This is a genomic window from Streptomyces flavusporus (assembly GCF_046267975.1).
GTDB lineage: Bacteria > Actinomycetota > Actinomycetes > Streptomycetales > Streptomycetaceae > Streptomyces > Streptomyces flavusporus.
In genome coordinates, this window is sequence record NZ_CP176503.1 from 1,473,378 (window position 1) to 1,488,216 (window position 14,839).

The following is a 14,839-nucleotide window of genomic DNA, read 5'->3' on the forward strand; positions in this document are numbered from 1 at the left end:
GGGCCTCGCCGAGCTGCTGGCGGACACGGAGGTTCCCGTGCTGCCCTGGGAACAGGCGGTTGCCACTCCGGTCGACCTCGCGATCTCGGCGAGCTTCGGCGGTCAACTCCGAGCACTTTCCGGCGTCTTGACCGTGATGTCACATGGTGTCGGATATACTAAGAGGCTGGCGACACCCAACACCCAACACCCAACACCCAACACCCAACACCCAACACCCAACACCCAACACCCAACACCCGGCAGCGGGCGAGCGGGCGAGCGGGGGAAGCCGGGGCAGCGCCCGTCTTCGGGATGTCGAGGGAGTGGCTGCTCACCGAGGACGGAGCGCCCGTCGCCGACGCGCTCGTGCTTTCCCATCCCGAGCAGTACGAGCGCCTGCGCACCGTCTGCCCCGAGGTCGCGCCCTCAGCCGTACTCGCCGGGGACCCCTGCTGGGACCGCATGCTGGCGGCCCGCACGTACCGCGACCGCTTCCGCCGGGCCCTCGGAGTGGGCCGGGGCCGACGCCTGATCGTCCTCACCTCCACCTGGAACCCCGAGTCGCTCTTCGGTGACGACGGAGATGATGTACTGCCGTCCCTCCTGCCACGTCTGACCTCGGAGTTGCCGACGGACGAGTACCGCCTCGCCGCCGTCCTGCACCCCAACATCTGGCACGGTCACGGCCCCGGCCAGATCCGCGCCTGGCTCCATCGCGCCCGGCGCGCCGGCCTGGCTCTGATCGACCCCCTGGAGGGCTGGCGGCAGGCCCTGATCGCCGCCGACGCGGTGATCGGCGACCACGGCTCGGTCACCTACTACGCCGCCGCCCTCGGTACACCGGTGCTCCTGGGCGCCGCCCCCCTCTCCGGTCTCGCCCCGGACGCCCCGGTCCACGAGTTCGTGCGCACCGCACCCCGTCTGGACCCCGCGCTCCCACTCCGTCCCCAGCTGGAGACGCTGCTCGACCACCACCGACCTCCGCCGGAACCGGCCGAGTTCACCAGCTCGGTGCCCGGCGAGTCGGCGACCCGGCTGCGCCGCCACTTCTACGACGTCATCGGTATCCCCGAACCCGACGGCCCCGCCCACCTCGAACCGCTCCCGCTGCCGCCGTACGAACCGTCGGTTCACACCGTGCCCCTCCTGGTGCTCACCCGGCTGCTGGGCTCCGGCGAGGTCGCCGTCACGCGGTACGCGGGCCCGCATGCGTCGGACGACGACAAGGGCGAGGCGCACACCGCCGTCCACGAGGACACCCGGGAGACGGACCAACTGGACCTCGCCGACGTGGTGTTCCGGTACGGCGATGCCGACGACCCGCGCTTCGGCTCCCCCGCCCGGTGGACGGCGCAGGTCCTGAACCGGCATCCGCACTGCGCGCTCGCGGCCTACGTCACCGGCCCCAGGTCCTGTGTGCTGCGCACGCGCGCGGGAGCACTGCTGCATCTGGACGCCGACTCCGGCGCAGACGCCGACCCGGCCGCGTACGCCTCCGCCCTCCATGCCTGGCTCGCGGCCGGCAAGTCCCTGGACGAGCTGACCGCACAGGGACTGACGGTCCGAACGGGTGAGACCGGGCACCGGGTCGCGGTCACTCCGGTGTGACGCACCGCTCCCGCAGCATCCGCAGATGGGCCACCTGATACTCGGCCTTCTCCGCAGAAAGAGCTGCGATCGCCTCCTCGATCAACGGCAGGGCTGCCACGAACTCACCGCCGTCCAGGTGGGTTTCGGCGAGGTCTGTCAGAGTGCGGGCGGTGTTGTAGGCCTCGCCGCTGTCCCGGAAGAAGCGCAGGGCACCTTCCAGTCGCCGTACGGCCTCGTCGCGGCGGCCCAGACCGCGCAGTGCTCGCCCTCGGTGCCGCTGCAGCAGGGCGCGGGCGCGTGGCAGGTCGGCGGCGCCCTCGTCGGCGGGACCGATGCCGTCGAGGATGCCGTCCGCCTCCTCGAAGCAGGCGTACGCCTCCGCAAATCGCCACTGGCGCAGCCGCAGCAGGCCCAGGAACTCCACGGCGGAGGCGTGGCCGCGGACGTGTCCCGCGGACTGCTCGTCCCGGGCGGCCGCGAGCGCCTCCGGCTCGGCCTCGCCCCAGTGGCGCAACTCGGTGAGGGCGTGGGCGAGTTGGGCATGCAGGGCACCGGCGGTCCGGGTGCCGGGGAAGTGCTCGTCGGCGGTGCGGGCACCGGTCCGCAGGGCGGGCAGCAGGACCTCGTGGTGTCCGGCCTTGAGCTGGAGCGGCCACAAGGCCTGGCAGAGCAGGACGACTGTGTCCTTGTCTCCGAACTCGTCCGCCGCGCGTACGGCCTCCACGAGGTTGGGCGCCTCTGCGGCCAGGGCGGCAACGGCTGCACCCCTGTCCGGGTAGGAGACCGGCGAGTCCGCGTCGGGGACCCGCCAGCTCTCCGGGAGGGCCGCCCGCGCCGCGCCCACCGCCAGGTCCCGGTAGCCCTCGACGACTCGGGCCACGGCGGCGGAACAGACCGCGATGCCGTCGGCGGCGGCGGCCGTGCGCTCGGCATGGACGCGCACTGCAGGTCGGTAGCGGTAACGGCCGGTGTCGGTGCGTTCGAGGAGGAGCGCGTCGACGAGTGCCTCCAGGAGCGCGGGGACTTCGGCGGGGTCGAGGTCGGCGGCGCGTGCCGCGGCCGCGGCGTCGAGGGCGGGCCAGCCACGGAGGCCGGCGAGGCGGTACAGGCGGGCCGCCTGCGGTGTCAGCCGGCGGTACGAGTCCTCGGCGGCGGCGCGGACCGGGTCGCTCTCGGGCACGGCGGGGGCCTCCGGCTGCGGGGGTGGGTCGGCGAGGCGGGGTGCGGCGGCGCGCAGGGCGTAGGGGGAGCCCGCGCAGCGGTCGAGTACGGCGGGCAGGGTGGCTCGGGCGGCGGTGACCGCGGGTTTCCCGGCCAGCTCGGTGAGCAGCCGCACGGCGTCCCGCCGGGCCAGCGGACCGACCGCGATCGGCAGGGCGTCCAGGCCGATGAGCCGGTGCCGGGCGACGACGATCGTGAACACACCGGGCGCCGAGGTCAGCAGCGGCTGCACCTGCGCAGCGGTCCGGGCGTGGTCGAGCACGAGGAGCAGCCGCCGGTCGGCCAGACAGCGCCGGAGGAGGTCGGCGCGGTCCTCGGCGGCCGGGGGTATCTCCTCGTCCGGCAGGCCCAGCCCGCGCAGCAGAGTGCGCAGGAGCGCCTCGGGCGTGCGGGCGCGCAGATCGGCGTACAACTGGCCGTCGGGGAAGCGGGCGGTCTGCCGCCAGCCCCAGTGGACGGCCAGTGTGCTGGTGCCGATGCCTTCGGGGCCGTGGAGGAGAATGCGGCGGGGGCGTCCGTCGAAGGAGCGCTTTGCCTCCTTGTCTAGGAGTTTCAGGGCCTGTTGACGGTCCGTGAAAAAGCGCGGTGCGTCGGGAAGGCTCGGGCGCCCCGACGCGTTCGGGAGGCGGACAGTGCACGTGAACTGGGACCATGCAGTGGCCAGTTGAGGATCGTCGTGCAGACGCTCGTGCACCAGGCGGGCCACGTCGTCCAGTTGACCGGGCGTGGTGGGCGCGGGCACCTCGCGTCCGGCGATACGGCGGACCAGACCGCCGGCCGACTCCCAGGCCCACTTGCCGGCTTCGTTCGCCATGCCGGCCCCGACGGCTCCGAGCACCGCGCCGATGGCCCCCACCGAGATCGGATCCACCATGCCGCGCACTCCCCCCGTCCAGGTCTCGGTTGTGATCAACCCTAGCGGCATGTGACGGCACATCAAGGCGCGTGCCGAGGCACCCTCTTGAATCTGCCACCTGGCGAAATGAACTAGCCCCGCGGGGCGCCGTACGCCCTCTCCACCCGTAGCCTCACCACCAGTCGACGGTCGCGGATCATGGCGGCGCGGTAGTCGTCCCAGTCGGGGTGTTCGCCCTCGATGTCACGGTAGAGGCGGACGAGCTCCTCGACCGTGTCGTCGTACGGGTCTGCGGCCACCGGCGAGAGGTCGGCGGTGCCGTCGACGACCGTGTAGGCCCACCGGTCGGCGGTGGTCACGTGGTACGACGCCCGGGGGTCGCGGCGCAGGTTGCGGGTCTTGGCGCGGTCGTCGGTGACCGAGATCCGAATGGTCCGCTCCTCCGGACAGTAGGCGTGCATGACGTTCGACAGCTGGGGGCGGCCGTCGCGCCGGAGGGTGACCAGCACCCCGCTGTGACCTTCGGAGAGCAGCTTCAGCAGTGCATCCTCACTCATGACTCGGTAAACCGCCCGTGCATGGCCTCACATTCCCAGCGAGTAGACAGTGTCTACGATGAGCTGGTAGACACTGTCTATGAGTGCACCCGAGAAGGACCTGCGGACCCGTCTGGTCGACGTAGGCGTGGAACTGGTCGCCGGCGAAGGTGTGCACGCGCTCACCCTGCGCGAGATCGCCCGCCGCGCCGGCGTCTCGCACGGCGCCCCTCGCCGCTACTTCCCCACCCACCTGGAACTGCTGTCCGCCATCGCGCGCCGCGGCTTCGCCGAGCTGGCCGACCGGACGACGACTGTGACCGACGGGGACCCGCGTACGCAGCTCGAACAACTGACCCGGATCTACCTGGAGTTCGCCTTCGACAACCCCGGCATGTACGAACTGATGTTCCGTCACGATCTCCTCGAAAGCGGCCACCTAGGTCTCCGGGACACCAGCCTGCCGCTGTTCGCCGTCCTCGTGGACCTGGTCGGCCGGGTCCGCCCCGACGCGGATGCCCACGCCGTCGCGGGGGCGCTGTGGGCGCAGCTGCACGGCATCGCCCAGCTGTGGCGCTGGGGCAGTCTCCAACTCGCCACGGGCGCCGACGACTTCCTGCCCCTGCTGCACACCGCCCTCGACGCCCACCTCGGCCCCGGCGACGAGCGGTGAACCGCCGGCTGACGCTGGCGAGCAGCGTGGCCGGGGCCGTGCTCGTCGCCCTCGACGGCACGGTGCTCACCATCGCGCAGCCCACCCTGCAACGGGACCTGGACGCGTCGTTCGCACAGGTCCAGTGGACCAGCACCGGCTATCTGATCGCGGTGGCCGCCCTGCTGGTGTTCGCCGGGCGGCTCGGCGACCGGTACGGCCACCGGCGCCTGTTCGCTACGGGCATGGTCGGTTTCGGCGTCACCTCGGCCGCGATCGGCCTGGCGCCCGGCGTCGGCTGGGTGATCGGATTGCGGATCGCGCAGGGCGTCTTCGGTGCCCTGCTCCAGCCGGCCACGCTCGGCATGCTGCGCGCCACCTACCCGCCCGACCGGCTGCGGACGCCCCTCGCGGTGCGGACCGGCGCCATCGGGCTGGCGGCCGCCGCGGGGCCGCTCGTGGGCGGGGCGCTGGTGGACTTGCTGGGCTGGCACTCGGTGTTCTTCGTCAATGTCGTCCCCGCCCTGGTCTTCGGTGTGCTCGCCGTGACGGCGGGCGGGCCGGAACCCCGGACGGCCACCGCTCGGCTGGACCCGCCGGGTGCGCTCATGCTCGCGGTGAGCCTGGCCTGCCTGGTGTACGCCCTGGTCACACTGCCGGACGCCGGCCGGGCGGCGGTCGGCTGGATCGGAGCGGCGGTCGCCGGTGCGGCGTTCGTCCGGCATGAGCGCCGTACCGCCGCCCCGCTGGTGCCACCGGAGGTCGTCGGCTCGACGGCGGTCGCTGCGGCGCTCGGGGTGCTGGTGGCGGCGTCGGCGGCGCTGTTCGGCACGCTGTTCGTGGGAACGTACGTCCTGCAGGGCGTGCTTGGCCTCGACCCGTTGCGCAGCGCCCTGGTCAGTCTGCCGCTGGCGGTGCTGATGGTGGTGGCGGCACCGGTGTGCGCGGTGCTGCTGCGCCGGGTCGGCCCCCGGCGGACGACGGTGGCGGCGATGGCCGTCCTGACCGTCGGCATCCTGGTGCTCTCCGCGGGCTCGGCCACGCTCACGCTGTGCTGCGGCTTCGCCCTGCTGGGCGCCGGTTTCGGCACGGTGATGGTGGCGGCGACCCATGTCGTGGTACGCCGGGCCCCGGTGGAGTCGGCCGGCGTGGCGGGCGGTCTGCAGCTGACGGCGATGAACCTCGGGCCGGTGCTGGGCGTGGCGGTGGCGGCCACGCTGATGGGCGGGGGCGGAACCGGCGTGGCCCTGGCCGTCCTCGCCGTCGTGGCCGCGGCCGGGGCCGTGGTGGCCCTGGCGCTGCCGGGTCGGGACGACGAGGAGTCCGCAAGTCAGGCGCATCGCGGCCGTCCGGCGGACCGTTTGCGGATTGGTGCGCGACGATGAGGTCTGAGGGCGCGTGGGCGGGGTATCCCGATCGCACTCGACGGACCCGGAGGCGAGCGATGGCACAGTTGCGGCAAGAGGTCGACCCGGGCGAGGCCGGACTGGATCCGAAGGCACTGGACCGCCTCGACCAGCACTTCGCCCACTACGTCGACGAGGGCCGACTGCCCGGCTTCCTCGTCTGCGTGGCCCGCGGCGGCCGGGTCGCCCACCTCACCACGCACGGCCGCCGCGACATCGCCGCCGGACTCCCCGTCGAGCCCGACACGCTCTGGCGGATCTACTCCATGACCAAGCCGGTCACCGCGGTCGCGGCGCTGCTGCTGGTGGAGGAGGGGCGGCTGTCGCTCGACGACCCGGTCGCCCGTCACCTCCCCGCCTTCGCCGACGCGCGGGTGTACGAGAGCGGCTCCGGTACAGAGACCAGAACTCGCCCCGCCGCCGGGCCCATACTCGTCCGGCATCTGATGACCCACACCTCGGGCCTGACCTTCGGCTTCTACCACACCCACCCCGTCGACGCCCTCTACCGCGAGGCCGGTCTGGAGTCCTCGGTGCCGCCGGGCGCGAACCTCGCCGAGACGATCGACGTGTACGCGAGCCTGCCGCTGCAGTTCGAACCGGGCACGCAGTGGAACTACTCGGTGGCCAGCAACGTCCTCGGCCGGGTCATCGAGGTGGTGTCCGGGCAGCCGCTGGACGTGTTCTTCGCGGAGCGGATCTTCGGCCCGCTGGGGATGCCGGACGCCGGATTCGAGGTCACCGGCGAACAGGCGGGCCGGCTGGCCGAGTTGTACGGGGAGAAGGAGGACGGCACCGGAATCGAGCCGATCCCCGGACTGCCGCTGCACGGGCGGCCGCGGTTCCTGTCGGGCAGCGGCGGCATGGTGGCCGGCGCGTACGACGTGCACCGTTTCACGGAGCTGCTGCGCCGCCGCGGCGAGCTCGACGGCACCCGGCTCCTCGCACCCGAGACCGTCGACCTGATGATCACCAACCACCTCCCCGGCGGTGCCGACCTGCGCGCCTTCGGCAGCCGCCCGGCCCACGACGAGCCCGGCAACGACGGGGTCGGCTTCGGCTTCGGCGTGTCCGTGGTGATCGACCCCGACCGTACGATCGCGCCCGCCGGGCTCGGCACGTACGGCTGGAGCGGCGTGGCGACCACGACGTTCTGGGTCGACCCGACCCGCGACCTGACCGTGCAGTTCCTGACGCAGGTGCGCCCGCGCACCTCGCACACGATGTTCCGGGGCCTCAAGCAGCTGGTCCACGACGCGGTGACGGACTGACCGTTTCAGCACGTGAGCAGCCCCCGGCGGGTCGCCCCGGCCCGGACGCCGGGGCGGTCTCCCGTCAGGACGCGTGCCGCGCCGGCTCAGGACCAGTGCGCCACCGCGTCGAGGTGCGGCAGATGATGGTCCAGTCGCTCCCGCTTCGTCCGCAGATACGTGATGTTGTTCTCGCACGGCGGGATCAGCAGCGGAACTTCCTCGGCGACCTGGATGCCGTGCCGCAGCAACGCCTCCCGCTTGCGCGGGTTGTTGGACATCAGGCGCACCGAACGCACACCCAGGTCGCGCAGGATCTCGGCGGCGACACCGTAGTCGCGGGCGTCCACCGGCAGGCCGAGGGCGAGGTTGGCCTCGACGGTGTCCAGGCCCTCCGCCTGCAGGGCCATCGCGCGCAGCTTGGCGAGCAGTCCGATACCGCGGCCCTCGTGCCCTCTGAGGTAGACGACGATGCCGCGTCCCTCGGCGACGACGGCACGCAGCGCCGAGGCCAGCTGGTCGCCGCACTCGCAGTGCTGCGAGCCGAAGGCGTCCCCGGTCAGGCACTCCGAGTGCAGTCGGGTGAGGACGTCTTCGGTGCCGATGTCGCCGTAGACCAGGGCCACTTGCTCTTCACCGCGGTCGTGGTCCAGATAGCCGACCGCGCTGAATTCGCCGTACACGGTGGGCAGGGGGGCATTCACGACGCGTTCCACCCCCGTGCGCTGCGATGACTTCTTGCCGATTACGCCAAGGTTTTCTGTCATGATTCTCGAGTTCCTAAGCAGAGACGAAAGGCCGTGAAAAGATGAGTGGTTCGGGAACGCGGTCGGTGACACATGCTCTGGTGCCGTCCGACACCACGGAGGACGTACGCGCGCGCGGAGCCGGTGTTTCACGACAGGTCGCCGTCCTTCCCGTCGGCAGCTTCGAGCAGCACGGTCCGTTCCTTCCACTGGCGACCGACACGCTCGTCGCCTGCGCGATCGCCCGGGAGATCGCCGACGCGTACCCGGTACACCTCCTCCCTCCGGTGACGGTCTCCTGCTCGCACGAGCACGCGGCCTGGCCGGGGACCGTCAGCATCTCCTCAGTGACCCTTCATGCGGTGGTACGGGACATGGCGGCGTCGCTCCGCCGGTCGGGCGTCGAGGCCCTGGTCCTGGTCAACGGGCACGGCGGAAACTACGTCCTGGGCAACGTCGTTCAGGAGTCCTCCGCGCGGGGCGAGACCATGGCGCTGTTCCCGGCCGCGGAGGACTGGGAGGCGGCAAGGGAGCGGGCCGGGGTGCGGACCTCGCTGCTCACCGACATGCACGCGGGGGAAATTGAGACCTCCATCCTTCTGCACACTCATCCGGAATTGGTCCGGCCCGGTTATGAGAGCGCCGATTTCGTCGCGGACGACCGGCGCCAGCTGCTCACCCTGGGCATGTCCGCATATACCGATTCGGGCGTCATAGGCCGTCCTTCACTCGGAGCCGCGGAAAAGGGGAAGGAGCTGCTGGCGAGTCTGGCCGAGTCGTTCGGCGCGTATTTCAAGGTGCTCACCTCGCCATCGGCCCCGGCGGGGGGCGAGCGCGGGTAGTCGCCGCCGGGTGCGTGGCCCGGTTCCGCGTCCGCTACGACGGTCGCGGAACCGGCGCGCAGGCCCGCGTACCAGCGGGCGACCAGGACGAGGGCGCCCGGCAGACTCGCCACGAAGCTCAGCACCCCGTACACGACGGCGACGGCCAGTCCGTTGCCCGCGCCCAGCCCTGCGGCGCCGAACGCCCAGGCGGTGACGCCCTCCCTCGGGCCCCATCCGCCGACGTTGAGCGGCAGGCTCATCGCCAGCAGCGCAAGCACCGCGAGCGGCAGCAGCACGGTCACGGAGGCGGACGTTCCGGCGACCCGGGCGGCGAGCAGGAACATCGCGACATGGCCGGCGAGGACGACGAAGGACGAACCGACAACGCCCGGGCCGTTGCGGCGGGACAGCAGGGCCTCACGTGCCTCGTCGAGAAGGGCACGCCGACGGGTCGCGGACGTCCGGTTCATGCGCAGGGCGAGCACGATCGCGAGCGCGCCCAGCGCGGCGAACGCCAGCAGCACGGCGACGTGCCGGGCCCCGGCCATGACCGGGGACGGGACCGTCAGCAGGACGGCCACACCCGCCACGGCCAGCACGGCCTGACCGGCGGTCCGTTCAAGAACCACCGAGCGCACGCCGCGGGCCAGATCACCGGCGCTCCGCCCGTGCCGTACGGCGCGGTGCACATCGCCGAGGACGCCGCCGGGCAGGGCGGCGTTCAGGAACAGCGCACGGTAGTAGTCGGCGACGGCCGGCCCGAACGGCAGCCGGATCCGCAGCCCCCGGGCCACCAACTGCCAGCGCCAGGCGCTGAACACGGTGGTGACCACGCCGATCCCGACCGCCGCGACCAGCGTGAACGCATCGATCCGCCGCAGCCCGTCCAGGAAGACACCGGTACCGAGGCGCCACAACAGGACGGCGAGGATGACGACACCGGCGATCGTGCCGAGGTGGGCACGCAGGGCACGCCCGCGGCGGGGGCGGTCGGACGGGCGAGGGGTCACCGCGGGACCACCCTGGAGCGGCCTCGCCGTACCGGGCCTGGGCATCCGCAGCGTGCCCGCCTGCGCCGTCCGCGCGCTCATGACGCTCCGCCCGTCGGCCGGGCCAGCGCCAGGAGGTCGCTGTGGTGGACGACGACGCGCAACTCGCCCGCGGCGCAGGCGGCCAGGCGGGCCGCCAGGTACTTCTGGGCGCGCGCCGCCAGTTCCGGGCGTTGTTCGACCGCCGCGCCGACCCAGCCGCGCAGCCACTGCGCCGTGAGCTTGGACTCGTCCGGGCCGAGCTTCCACGGGCTGGGCTGCACCCGTACGGTCGCCCCGTGGTCGGCGAACGCCTCGCACGCCACCGTGACCGCGTCCGGGCCGAGCAGGCCGCCGCGGCGCTGGTGGGCGTTGAACGCCTCGGTGATCTCCGCGTCGAGCGGGTCGCCCGGCGTCAGGTCGACGCGGCCGACCACGGACAGCGTCAGCAGTGCCGGGCAGCCGGCCCCGGCGCAGGCGGCGGCGAGGGTGTCGACCTCCTCCCGGGTGAGGACGTCGAGCAGCGCGGACGCCGTCACCAGGGACGCGCCGGCCAGGGCGTCCGGAGTGAGGCGGGCGACGTCACCGCGCCGCGTCTCGACGGTGACCCGGCTGCCGTCGGCGGCGGAACGCGGGGAGCCGACGGCGGCGAAGTGCAGGAGGTAGGGGTCGCGGTCGTGGAGGATCCAGTGCTGGGCGCCGTCCAGCCGGGGGGCGAGCCAACGGCCCATCGAGCCGGTGCCGCAGCCCAGGTCGTGCACGACGAACCCGTCCACCCGTCGCGGCAGGTTGGCGAGCCGGATGCGCAGGGGGTCGAGCAGTTCGGGCGCCCGCGCGGCCGCGTCGGCCCCCTCCCGCAGCTCCAGCCACTCGGGCGCGTACCGGGGCGGCTCGTCGGGATCGGCGTCACGCAACCGCACGGTGGCCCGTTCACCGGGGCGCGACACGGGACCGGCACCGGCACTGACGGCCTCGCCGGGAGCCGCAGCAACGGGCCCGTCCTGAGGGTCGGCCTCCCCTGCGGCCGGAGCTGCCTGCGCACTCCCCCCGCTGTCCTCGCCCCGCGGTCCCGGCTGGGCCGGGATCCTCGCGGCGGCCCCCTGCGCAGCCGTCGGCGTGCTCCTCATGCTGCCCTCCGGGGTTCGTTCGGGAGCCGGCCCAGTACGCCGGCCAGGTTCTTCGCCGTGGTCGCCCAGCCGTCGAGTGCGGCACGACGGCTGCGGGCGGCGGACTTCAGGCGGCGCCGTACGTCGGGCTCGCCGAACCAGCCGCGCAACTCGGCGGCGAGGGCCGCCGGATCCTCCGGTGGCACGAGGATCCCGGGCACGCCGCCGTCGGGGGCGCGGCCGACCGCCTCGGGAAGCCCGCCGACGTCCGTGGCCAGCACCGGGATACCGCGCGCGAGGGCCTCCGTGACCGCCATGCCGTAGGTCTCGGCGTAGGAGGCGAGAACCATGAGGTCGGCGGTGGCATAGCTGGCGTCGAGTGCGGCGCCGGCCTGGGGGCCCGCGAGGTGGAAACGATCCTCCAGGCCGTACTTCCTGATCAGCGCCCTCAACTGCGCGACGTACTCCGGGTCCTGGCCGAGTCCGCCCACGCACACGCAGCTCCACGGCAGGTCGGTCACCGCGGCGAGCGCCTCGACGAGCCGGTGCTGTCCCTTGCGCGGGGTGACCGCGGCGACACACAGCAGTCGGGAGACGCCATCGGTGCCGGAAGCGAGGGGCGCGATGTCGGCGCCGGGTGCGGCGACATGGACGCGGTCGGGGGCGAGGCCGTGGTGGGCGACGATCCGGCGGACCGCCCAGTCGCTGGTGGCGATCACCGCATCGACGGCCCTGAGGACCGTACGTTCCCTGGCGTCCAGCTCGGCGGCCACGGCGGGCGCGAGGCCGGTCTCGTCGCCGAGGGGGAGGTGGACGAGGACGGCGAGGCGCAGCCGTTCGGCCTCGGGGACGACGATCTCGGGGACGCCGCAGGCGACCAGCCCGTCGAGGAGCACGACCGAACCGTCCGGCAACTCCCCCAGTCTTCGGGCGAGTTCCGTACGAGCCTCGGCCCCCGGCCGGGGCCACGCCCCGTCGACCACCGCCTTGCGGACCTGCCAGCCGAAGCCGGGCAGGTCCAGACAGACCCGCCGGTCATAGGCGTTGCCGCCGCTCGGAGTGGCCGGGTCGTCCACGCCGCCCGGCATGACGAAGTGCACGGTACGCAGGGACATGGGGATGATCTCGCCGATCTTCGGGGCGGCGGGCTGTGCGGGGACGAAGGCGAGGGGCGACTGCTCCATGGTCGTGTCGGTCACAGGGCACGCTCGTAACTCGCCCAGGCGACATGCGACTCGTGCAGGGTGACCGTGATGCCCGCCAGTCCCTTGGCGCCCTCGCCCAGCGCACCCTTCTCGATCCGTTCGGCGAGCCGGTCGGCGATGACCTTCGCCAGGAACTCGGTGGAGGTGTTGATCCCGGCGAAGTCGGGTTCGTTGTCGAGGTTGCGGTAGTTCAGCTCGGCGACGACGGCGCCGAGTTCCCGCGTGGCCAGTCCGATGTCGACGACGATGTTGTCGTCGTCCAGCTGCTCGCGCCGGAACGTTGCGTCCACCAGGAACGTCGCTCCGTGCAGGCGCTGCGCGGGCCCGAAGACCTCGCCGCGGAAGCTGTGGGCGATCATGATGTGATCGCGGACGGTGACACTGAACAACGGACGACCCTCCAGGTGCGGGGGATGGATGCCGAGTAGTACGGCTGCTGTCCTTCCCTTGTTCAGCGGCTCGTACGTCTTTTCTGAGGTCAGGCTCGCATTAGGCGAGGTCCTCGTACCGCACCCGGTGGCACAGCGCGGGAATCTCCCCGGAGGCGAGCCGGGGCAGCACGTCCGGGAGTTCGTCGAAGGCGCTCTCCCCGGTGACGAGGGCGTCGAGGGCCGGGTCGGCGAGCAGGTCGAGGGCGAGGGCGAGCCGGTCGGCGTAGGTGCGGCTGCCGCGGCGGGCCGGGGACACGGTGCCGACCTGGCTGCTGCGGACGACCAGGCGCCGGGAGTGGAAGGCCTCGCCGAGCGGGAGACTCACCCGCCGGTCGCCGTACCAGCTCAGTTCGATGACCGTGCCTTCGGCGGTGAGGAGTTCCAGGGAACGGGCGAGTCCCTGTTCCGTCGCGCTGGCGTGGACGACGAGGTCGCACTCGCCGAGCGCGTCGTCGGGTGACGCGAAGTCGACGCCGAGCGCCTCGGCGACCTTGGCTCTGCCGGGGTCGGCGTCGACCAACTGGACGCGCACGCCGGGGAACCGGGCCAGCAGCGCGGCCACCGAGCAGCCGACCATGCCGCCGCCGACCACCGCGATCCGGTCGCCGACCAGGGGCGCCGCGTCCCACAGCGCGTTGACGGCGGTCTCCACGGTGCCGGCGAGGACGGCCCGTTCGGCGGGGACGGAGTCCGGTACGGGTGTCACGGCGGCGGCGGGGGCGACGTACCGCGTCTGGTGCGGGTAGAGGCAGAAGACGGTACGGCCGACCAGGTGTGCCGGTCCCTCCTCCACGAGGCCGACGTTGAGGTAGCCGTACTTGACCGGGCCGGGGAAGTCGCCCTCCTGGAACGGCGCCCGCATGGCCTCGTACTGGCTCTCCGGCACCCCGCCGCGGAAGACCAGCGTCTCCGTGCCGCGGCTCACCCCGGACCACAGGCTGCGGACCAGCACCTCGTCCTCGGCGGGATCCGGAAGATCCACGTCCCGTATCTCGCCCTGACCTGGCGAGCGGAGCCAGAACGCACGTGCGGTGCGGGTCATCGGCGGGTCCTCCTGAACGATCGGGAAGTTGTTCACGTACCGAGGTGTGCACAGGCCGCGCACAGTACGCGGCGTTGATCGACTCTGTCACACGGCCGGAGGATGTTCGGTGGCCCTGAACAACACTTACGACGCGAGGCTGGTCCAGCAGGAGACCGCCGTGGGCGCGGGCCTGCAGGTCCTGTTGCTGGCCCTGCTGGGCACGGCGATCGGCATGGGACCGGCGGGCTGGCTGACCGGCCTCGCCTTCGCGATCGCCACCTGGGCGGTGCTCTCGCGGGCCCTGCACCGGTCACGGCTGCGGTCCTTCGGCCCGGCCAACCGGGTCACGCTCGGGCGCGCGATCCTGGTCGGCGCGGTGACCGCGCTGGTCGCGGACTCCTTCCAGAGCTCACCGCCGGTCACGCTGTTCGTCGGCCTGACGGCGGTGGCGCTCATCCTGGACGGCGTGGACGGCAAGGTCGCCCGGCGCACGGGCACGTCGTCGGCGCTGGGGGCGCGGTTCGACATGGAGGTCGACGCGTTTCTGATCCTGGTGCTGAGTGTGTACGTGTCGATGTCGCTGGGTCCGTGGGTGCTGCTGATCGGCGGCATGCGGTACGTCTTCGTCGCCGCGGCCCGTGTCCTGCCGTGGCTCAACGCCCCGCTGCCGCCGAGCACGGCCCGCAAGACGGTGGCCGCGCTGCAGGGCGTGCTCCTGCTGGTCGCCGCCGCGGACCTGCTGCCCCTCCTGGCGAATGCCGGGGTGGTGGCGGTGGCGCTGGGCCTGCTGGTGTGGTCGTTCGGACGGGACGTGCTGTGGCTGTGGCGGACGTCGCGGGGGCAGCAGGACGCGGCCGTGAAGGTTGCGGGCGAGGCGACGTCCACTGGGACGGGCGCCCGCTTCGAGGGCGCCGCCCCCGCCGACACGGCCCCGTCCCTCGACGTTTCCGAGAAGGTGCTGGAGCCCGTCGCCGGGTGACGG

13 protein-coding genes and 1 pseudogene are annotated in these 14,839 nt (G+C 72.7%); 6 read left to right on the forward strand and 8 right to left on the reverse strand.

The features are described from left to right. Positions 1-294: 294 nt before the first annotated feature. Positions 295-1,590 (forward strand): hypothetical protein, encoded by a 1,296-nt coding sequence (locus ACKTSN_RS07270; protein ID WP_409468329.1) that lies wholly within the window; start codon positions 295-297, stop codon positions 1,588-1,590. Here ACKTSN_RS07270 and ACKTSN_RS07275 read toward each other — a convergent pair. After that, entirely contained in the window at positions 1,577-3,667 is a 2,091-nt protein-coding gene (locus ACKTSN_RS07275; protein WP_409468330.1) for a tetratricopeptide repeat protein, read from the reverse strand. The genes ACKTSN_RS07270 and ACKTSN_RS07275 overlap by 14 nt on opposite strands. Positions 3,668-3,780: 113 nt before the next feature. Further along, on the reverse strand, positions 3,781-4,206 hold the full coding sequence (locus ACKTSN_RS07280) for a PPOX class F420-dependent oxidoreductase (RefSeq protein WP_409468331.1): 426 nt from the start codon (positions 4,204-4,206) through the stop codon (positions 3,781-3,783). A gap of 79 nt (positions 4,207-4,285) precedes the next feature. On the opposite strand from ACKTSN_RS07280, the gene ACKTSN_RS07285 reads away from it, so the two are divergent. Genes ACKTSN_RS07285 through ACKTSN_RS07295 form a run of 3 tightly spaced genes read left to right on the forward strand, consistent with a single transcriptional unit; the run spans position 4,286 to position 7,514 of the window. After that, positions 4,286-4,858 carry a TetR/AcrR family transcriptional regulator gene (locus tag ACKTSN_RS07285; RefSeq protein ID WP_409468332.1) on the forward strand — a complete coding sequence of 191 codons (573 nt, stop codon included), beginning with the start codon at positions 4,286-4,288 and terminating at the stop codon, positions 4,856-4,858. Beyond that, positions 4,855-6,222, forward strand: coding sequence for an MFS transporter (locus ACKTSN_RS07290; protein ID WP_409468333.1), 1,368 nt, complete (start codon positions 4,855-4,857; stop codon positions 6,220-6,222). Before ACKTSN_RS07285 ends, ACKTSN_RS07290 begins: the two co-directional genes overlap by 4 nt. Before the next feature lie 59 nt (positions 6,223-6,281). Beyond that, the gene (locus ACKTSN_RS07295; RefSeq protein ID WP_409468334.1) at positions 6,282-7,514 is read left to right on the forward strand and encodes a serine hydrolase domain-containing protein; all 1,233 of its coding nucleotides are present in this window, start codon (positions 6,282-6,284) and stop codon (positions 7,512-7,514) included. A gap of 86 nt (positions 7,515-7,600) precedes the next feature. Here ACKTSN_RS07295 and ribA read toward each other — a convergent pair whose 3' ends face one another. After that, complete coding sequence (ribA, locus tag ACKTSN_RS07300) at positions 7,601-8,260, reverse strand: GTP cyclohydrolase II (protein WP_409468335.1); 660 nt, start codon at positions 8,258-8,260, stop codon at positions 7,601-7,603. A gap of 41 nt (positions 8,261-8,301) precedes the next feature. Here ribA and ACKTSN_RS07305 point away from each other — a divergent pair, with 41 nt between their 5' ends. Then, a complete protein-coding gene (locus ACKTSN_RS07305) occupies positions 8,302-9,081 on the forward strand; it encodes a creatininase family protein (RefSeq protein ID WP_409468336.1) in 780 nt (259 codons plus the stop codon). 155 nt (positions 9,082-9,236) lie between these two features. On the opposite strand, the pseudogene ACKTSN_RS07310 reads toward ACKTSN_RS07305, so the two are convergent. The 5 genes and pseudogenes from ACKTSN_RS07310 to ACKTSN_RS07330 all read right to left on the reverse strand — a co-directional run. After that, positions 9,237-10,154: pseudogene (locus ACKTSN_RS07310) on the reverse strand (lysylphosphatidylglycerol synthase transmembrane domain-containing protein); the annotation flags it as partial. Continuing rightward, positions 10,151-11,218, reverse strand: coding sequence for a class I SAM-dependent methyltransferase (locus ACKTSN_RS07315; RefSeq protein WP_409468337.1), 1,068 nt, complete (start codon positions 11,216-11,218; stop codon positions 10,151-10,153). The pseudogene ACKTSN_RS07310 and the gene ACKTSN_RS07315, both read right to left, overlap by 4 nt. Further along, a complete protein-coding gene (locus ACKTSN_RS07320; protein WP_409468338.1) occupies positions 11,215-12,396 on the reverse strand; it encodes a glycosyltransferase family 4 protein in 1,182 nt (393 codons plus the stop codon). Before ACKTSN_RS07320 ends, ACKTSN_RS07315 begins: the two co-directional genes overlap by 4 nt. Beyond that, on the reverse strand, positions 12,393-12,791 hold the full coding sequence (locus ACKTSN_RS07325) for a 6-pyruvoyl trahydropterin synthase family protein (protein ID WP_409468339.1): 399 nt from the start codon (positions 12,789-12,791) through the stop codon (positions 12,393-12,395). Before ACKTSN_RS07325 ends, ACKTSN_RS07320 begins: the two co-directional genes overlap by 4 nt. Before the next feature lie 100 nt (positions 12,792-12,891). Then, positions 12,892-13,875, reverse strand: coding sequence for a zinc-dependent alcohol dehydrogenase (locus ACKTSN_RS07330; protein ID WP_409468340.1), 984 nt, complete (start codon positions 13,873-13,875; stop codon positions 12,892-12,894). A 109-nt stretch (positions 13,876-13,984) separates the two neighbouring features. Between ACKTSN_RS07330 and ACKTSN_RS07335 the strand changes: the two genes are divergently transcribed. Beyond that, positions 13,985-14,836, forward strand: coding sequence for a CDP-alcohol phosphatidyltransferase family protein (locus ACKTSN_RS07335; protein WP_409468341.1), 852 nt, complete (start codon positions 13,985-13,987; stop codon positions 14,834-14,836). The last annotated feature ends 3 nt before the right edge of the window (positions 14,837-14,839 follow it).

Bases quoted from the DNA above. Each gene is read 5' to 3' on its own strand.
- ACKTSN_RS07295 (WP_409468334.1), top strand. From the start codon at position 6,282: ATGGCACAGTTGCGGCAAGAGGTCGACCCGGGCGAGGCCGGACTGGAT.
- ACKTSN_RS07305 (WP_409468336.1), top strand. From the start codon at position 8,302: ATGAGTGGTTCGGGAACGCGGTCGGTGACACATGCTCTGGTGCCGTCC.
- ACKTSN_RS07275 (WP_409468330.1), bottom strand. From the start codon at position 3,667: ATGGTGGATCCGATCTCGGTGGGGGCCATCGGCGCGGTGCTCGGAGCC.
- ACKTSN_RS07315 (WP_409468337.1), bottom strand. From the start codon at position 11,218: ATGAGGAGCACGCCGACGGCTGCGCAGGGGGCCGCCGCGAGGATCCCG.
- ACKTSN_RS07270 (WP_409468329.1), top strand. From the start codon at position 295: ATGTCGAGGGAGTGGCTGCTCACCGAGGACGGAGCGCCCGTCGCCGAC.
- ACKTSN_RS07280 (WP_409468331.1), bottom strand. From the start codon at position 4,206: ATGAGTGAGGATGCACTGCTGAAGCTGCTCTCCGAAGGTCACAGCGGG.
- ribA (WP_409468335.1), bottom strand. From the start codon at position 8,260: ATGACAGAAAACCTTGGCGTAATCGGCAAGAAGTCATCGCAGCGCACG.
- ACKTSN_RS07330 (WP_409468340.1), bottom strand. From the start codon at position 13,875: ATGACCCGCACCGCACGTGCGTTCTGGCTCCGCTCGCCAGGTCAGGGC.
- ACKTSN_RS07285 (WP_409468332.1), top strand. From the start codon at position 4,286: ATGAGTGCACCCGAGAAGGACCTGCGGACCCGTCTGGTCGACGTAGGC.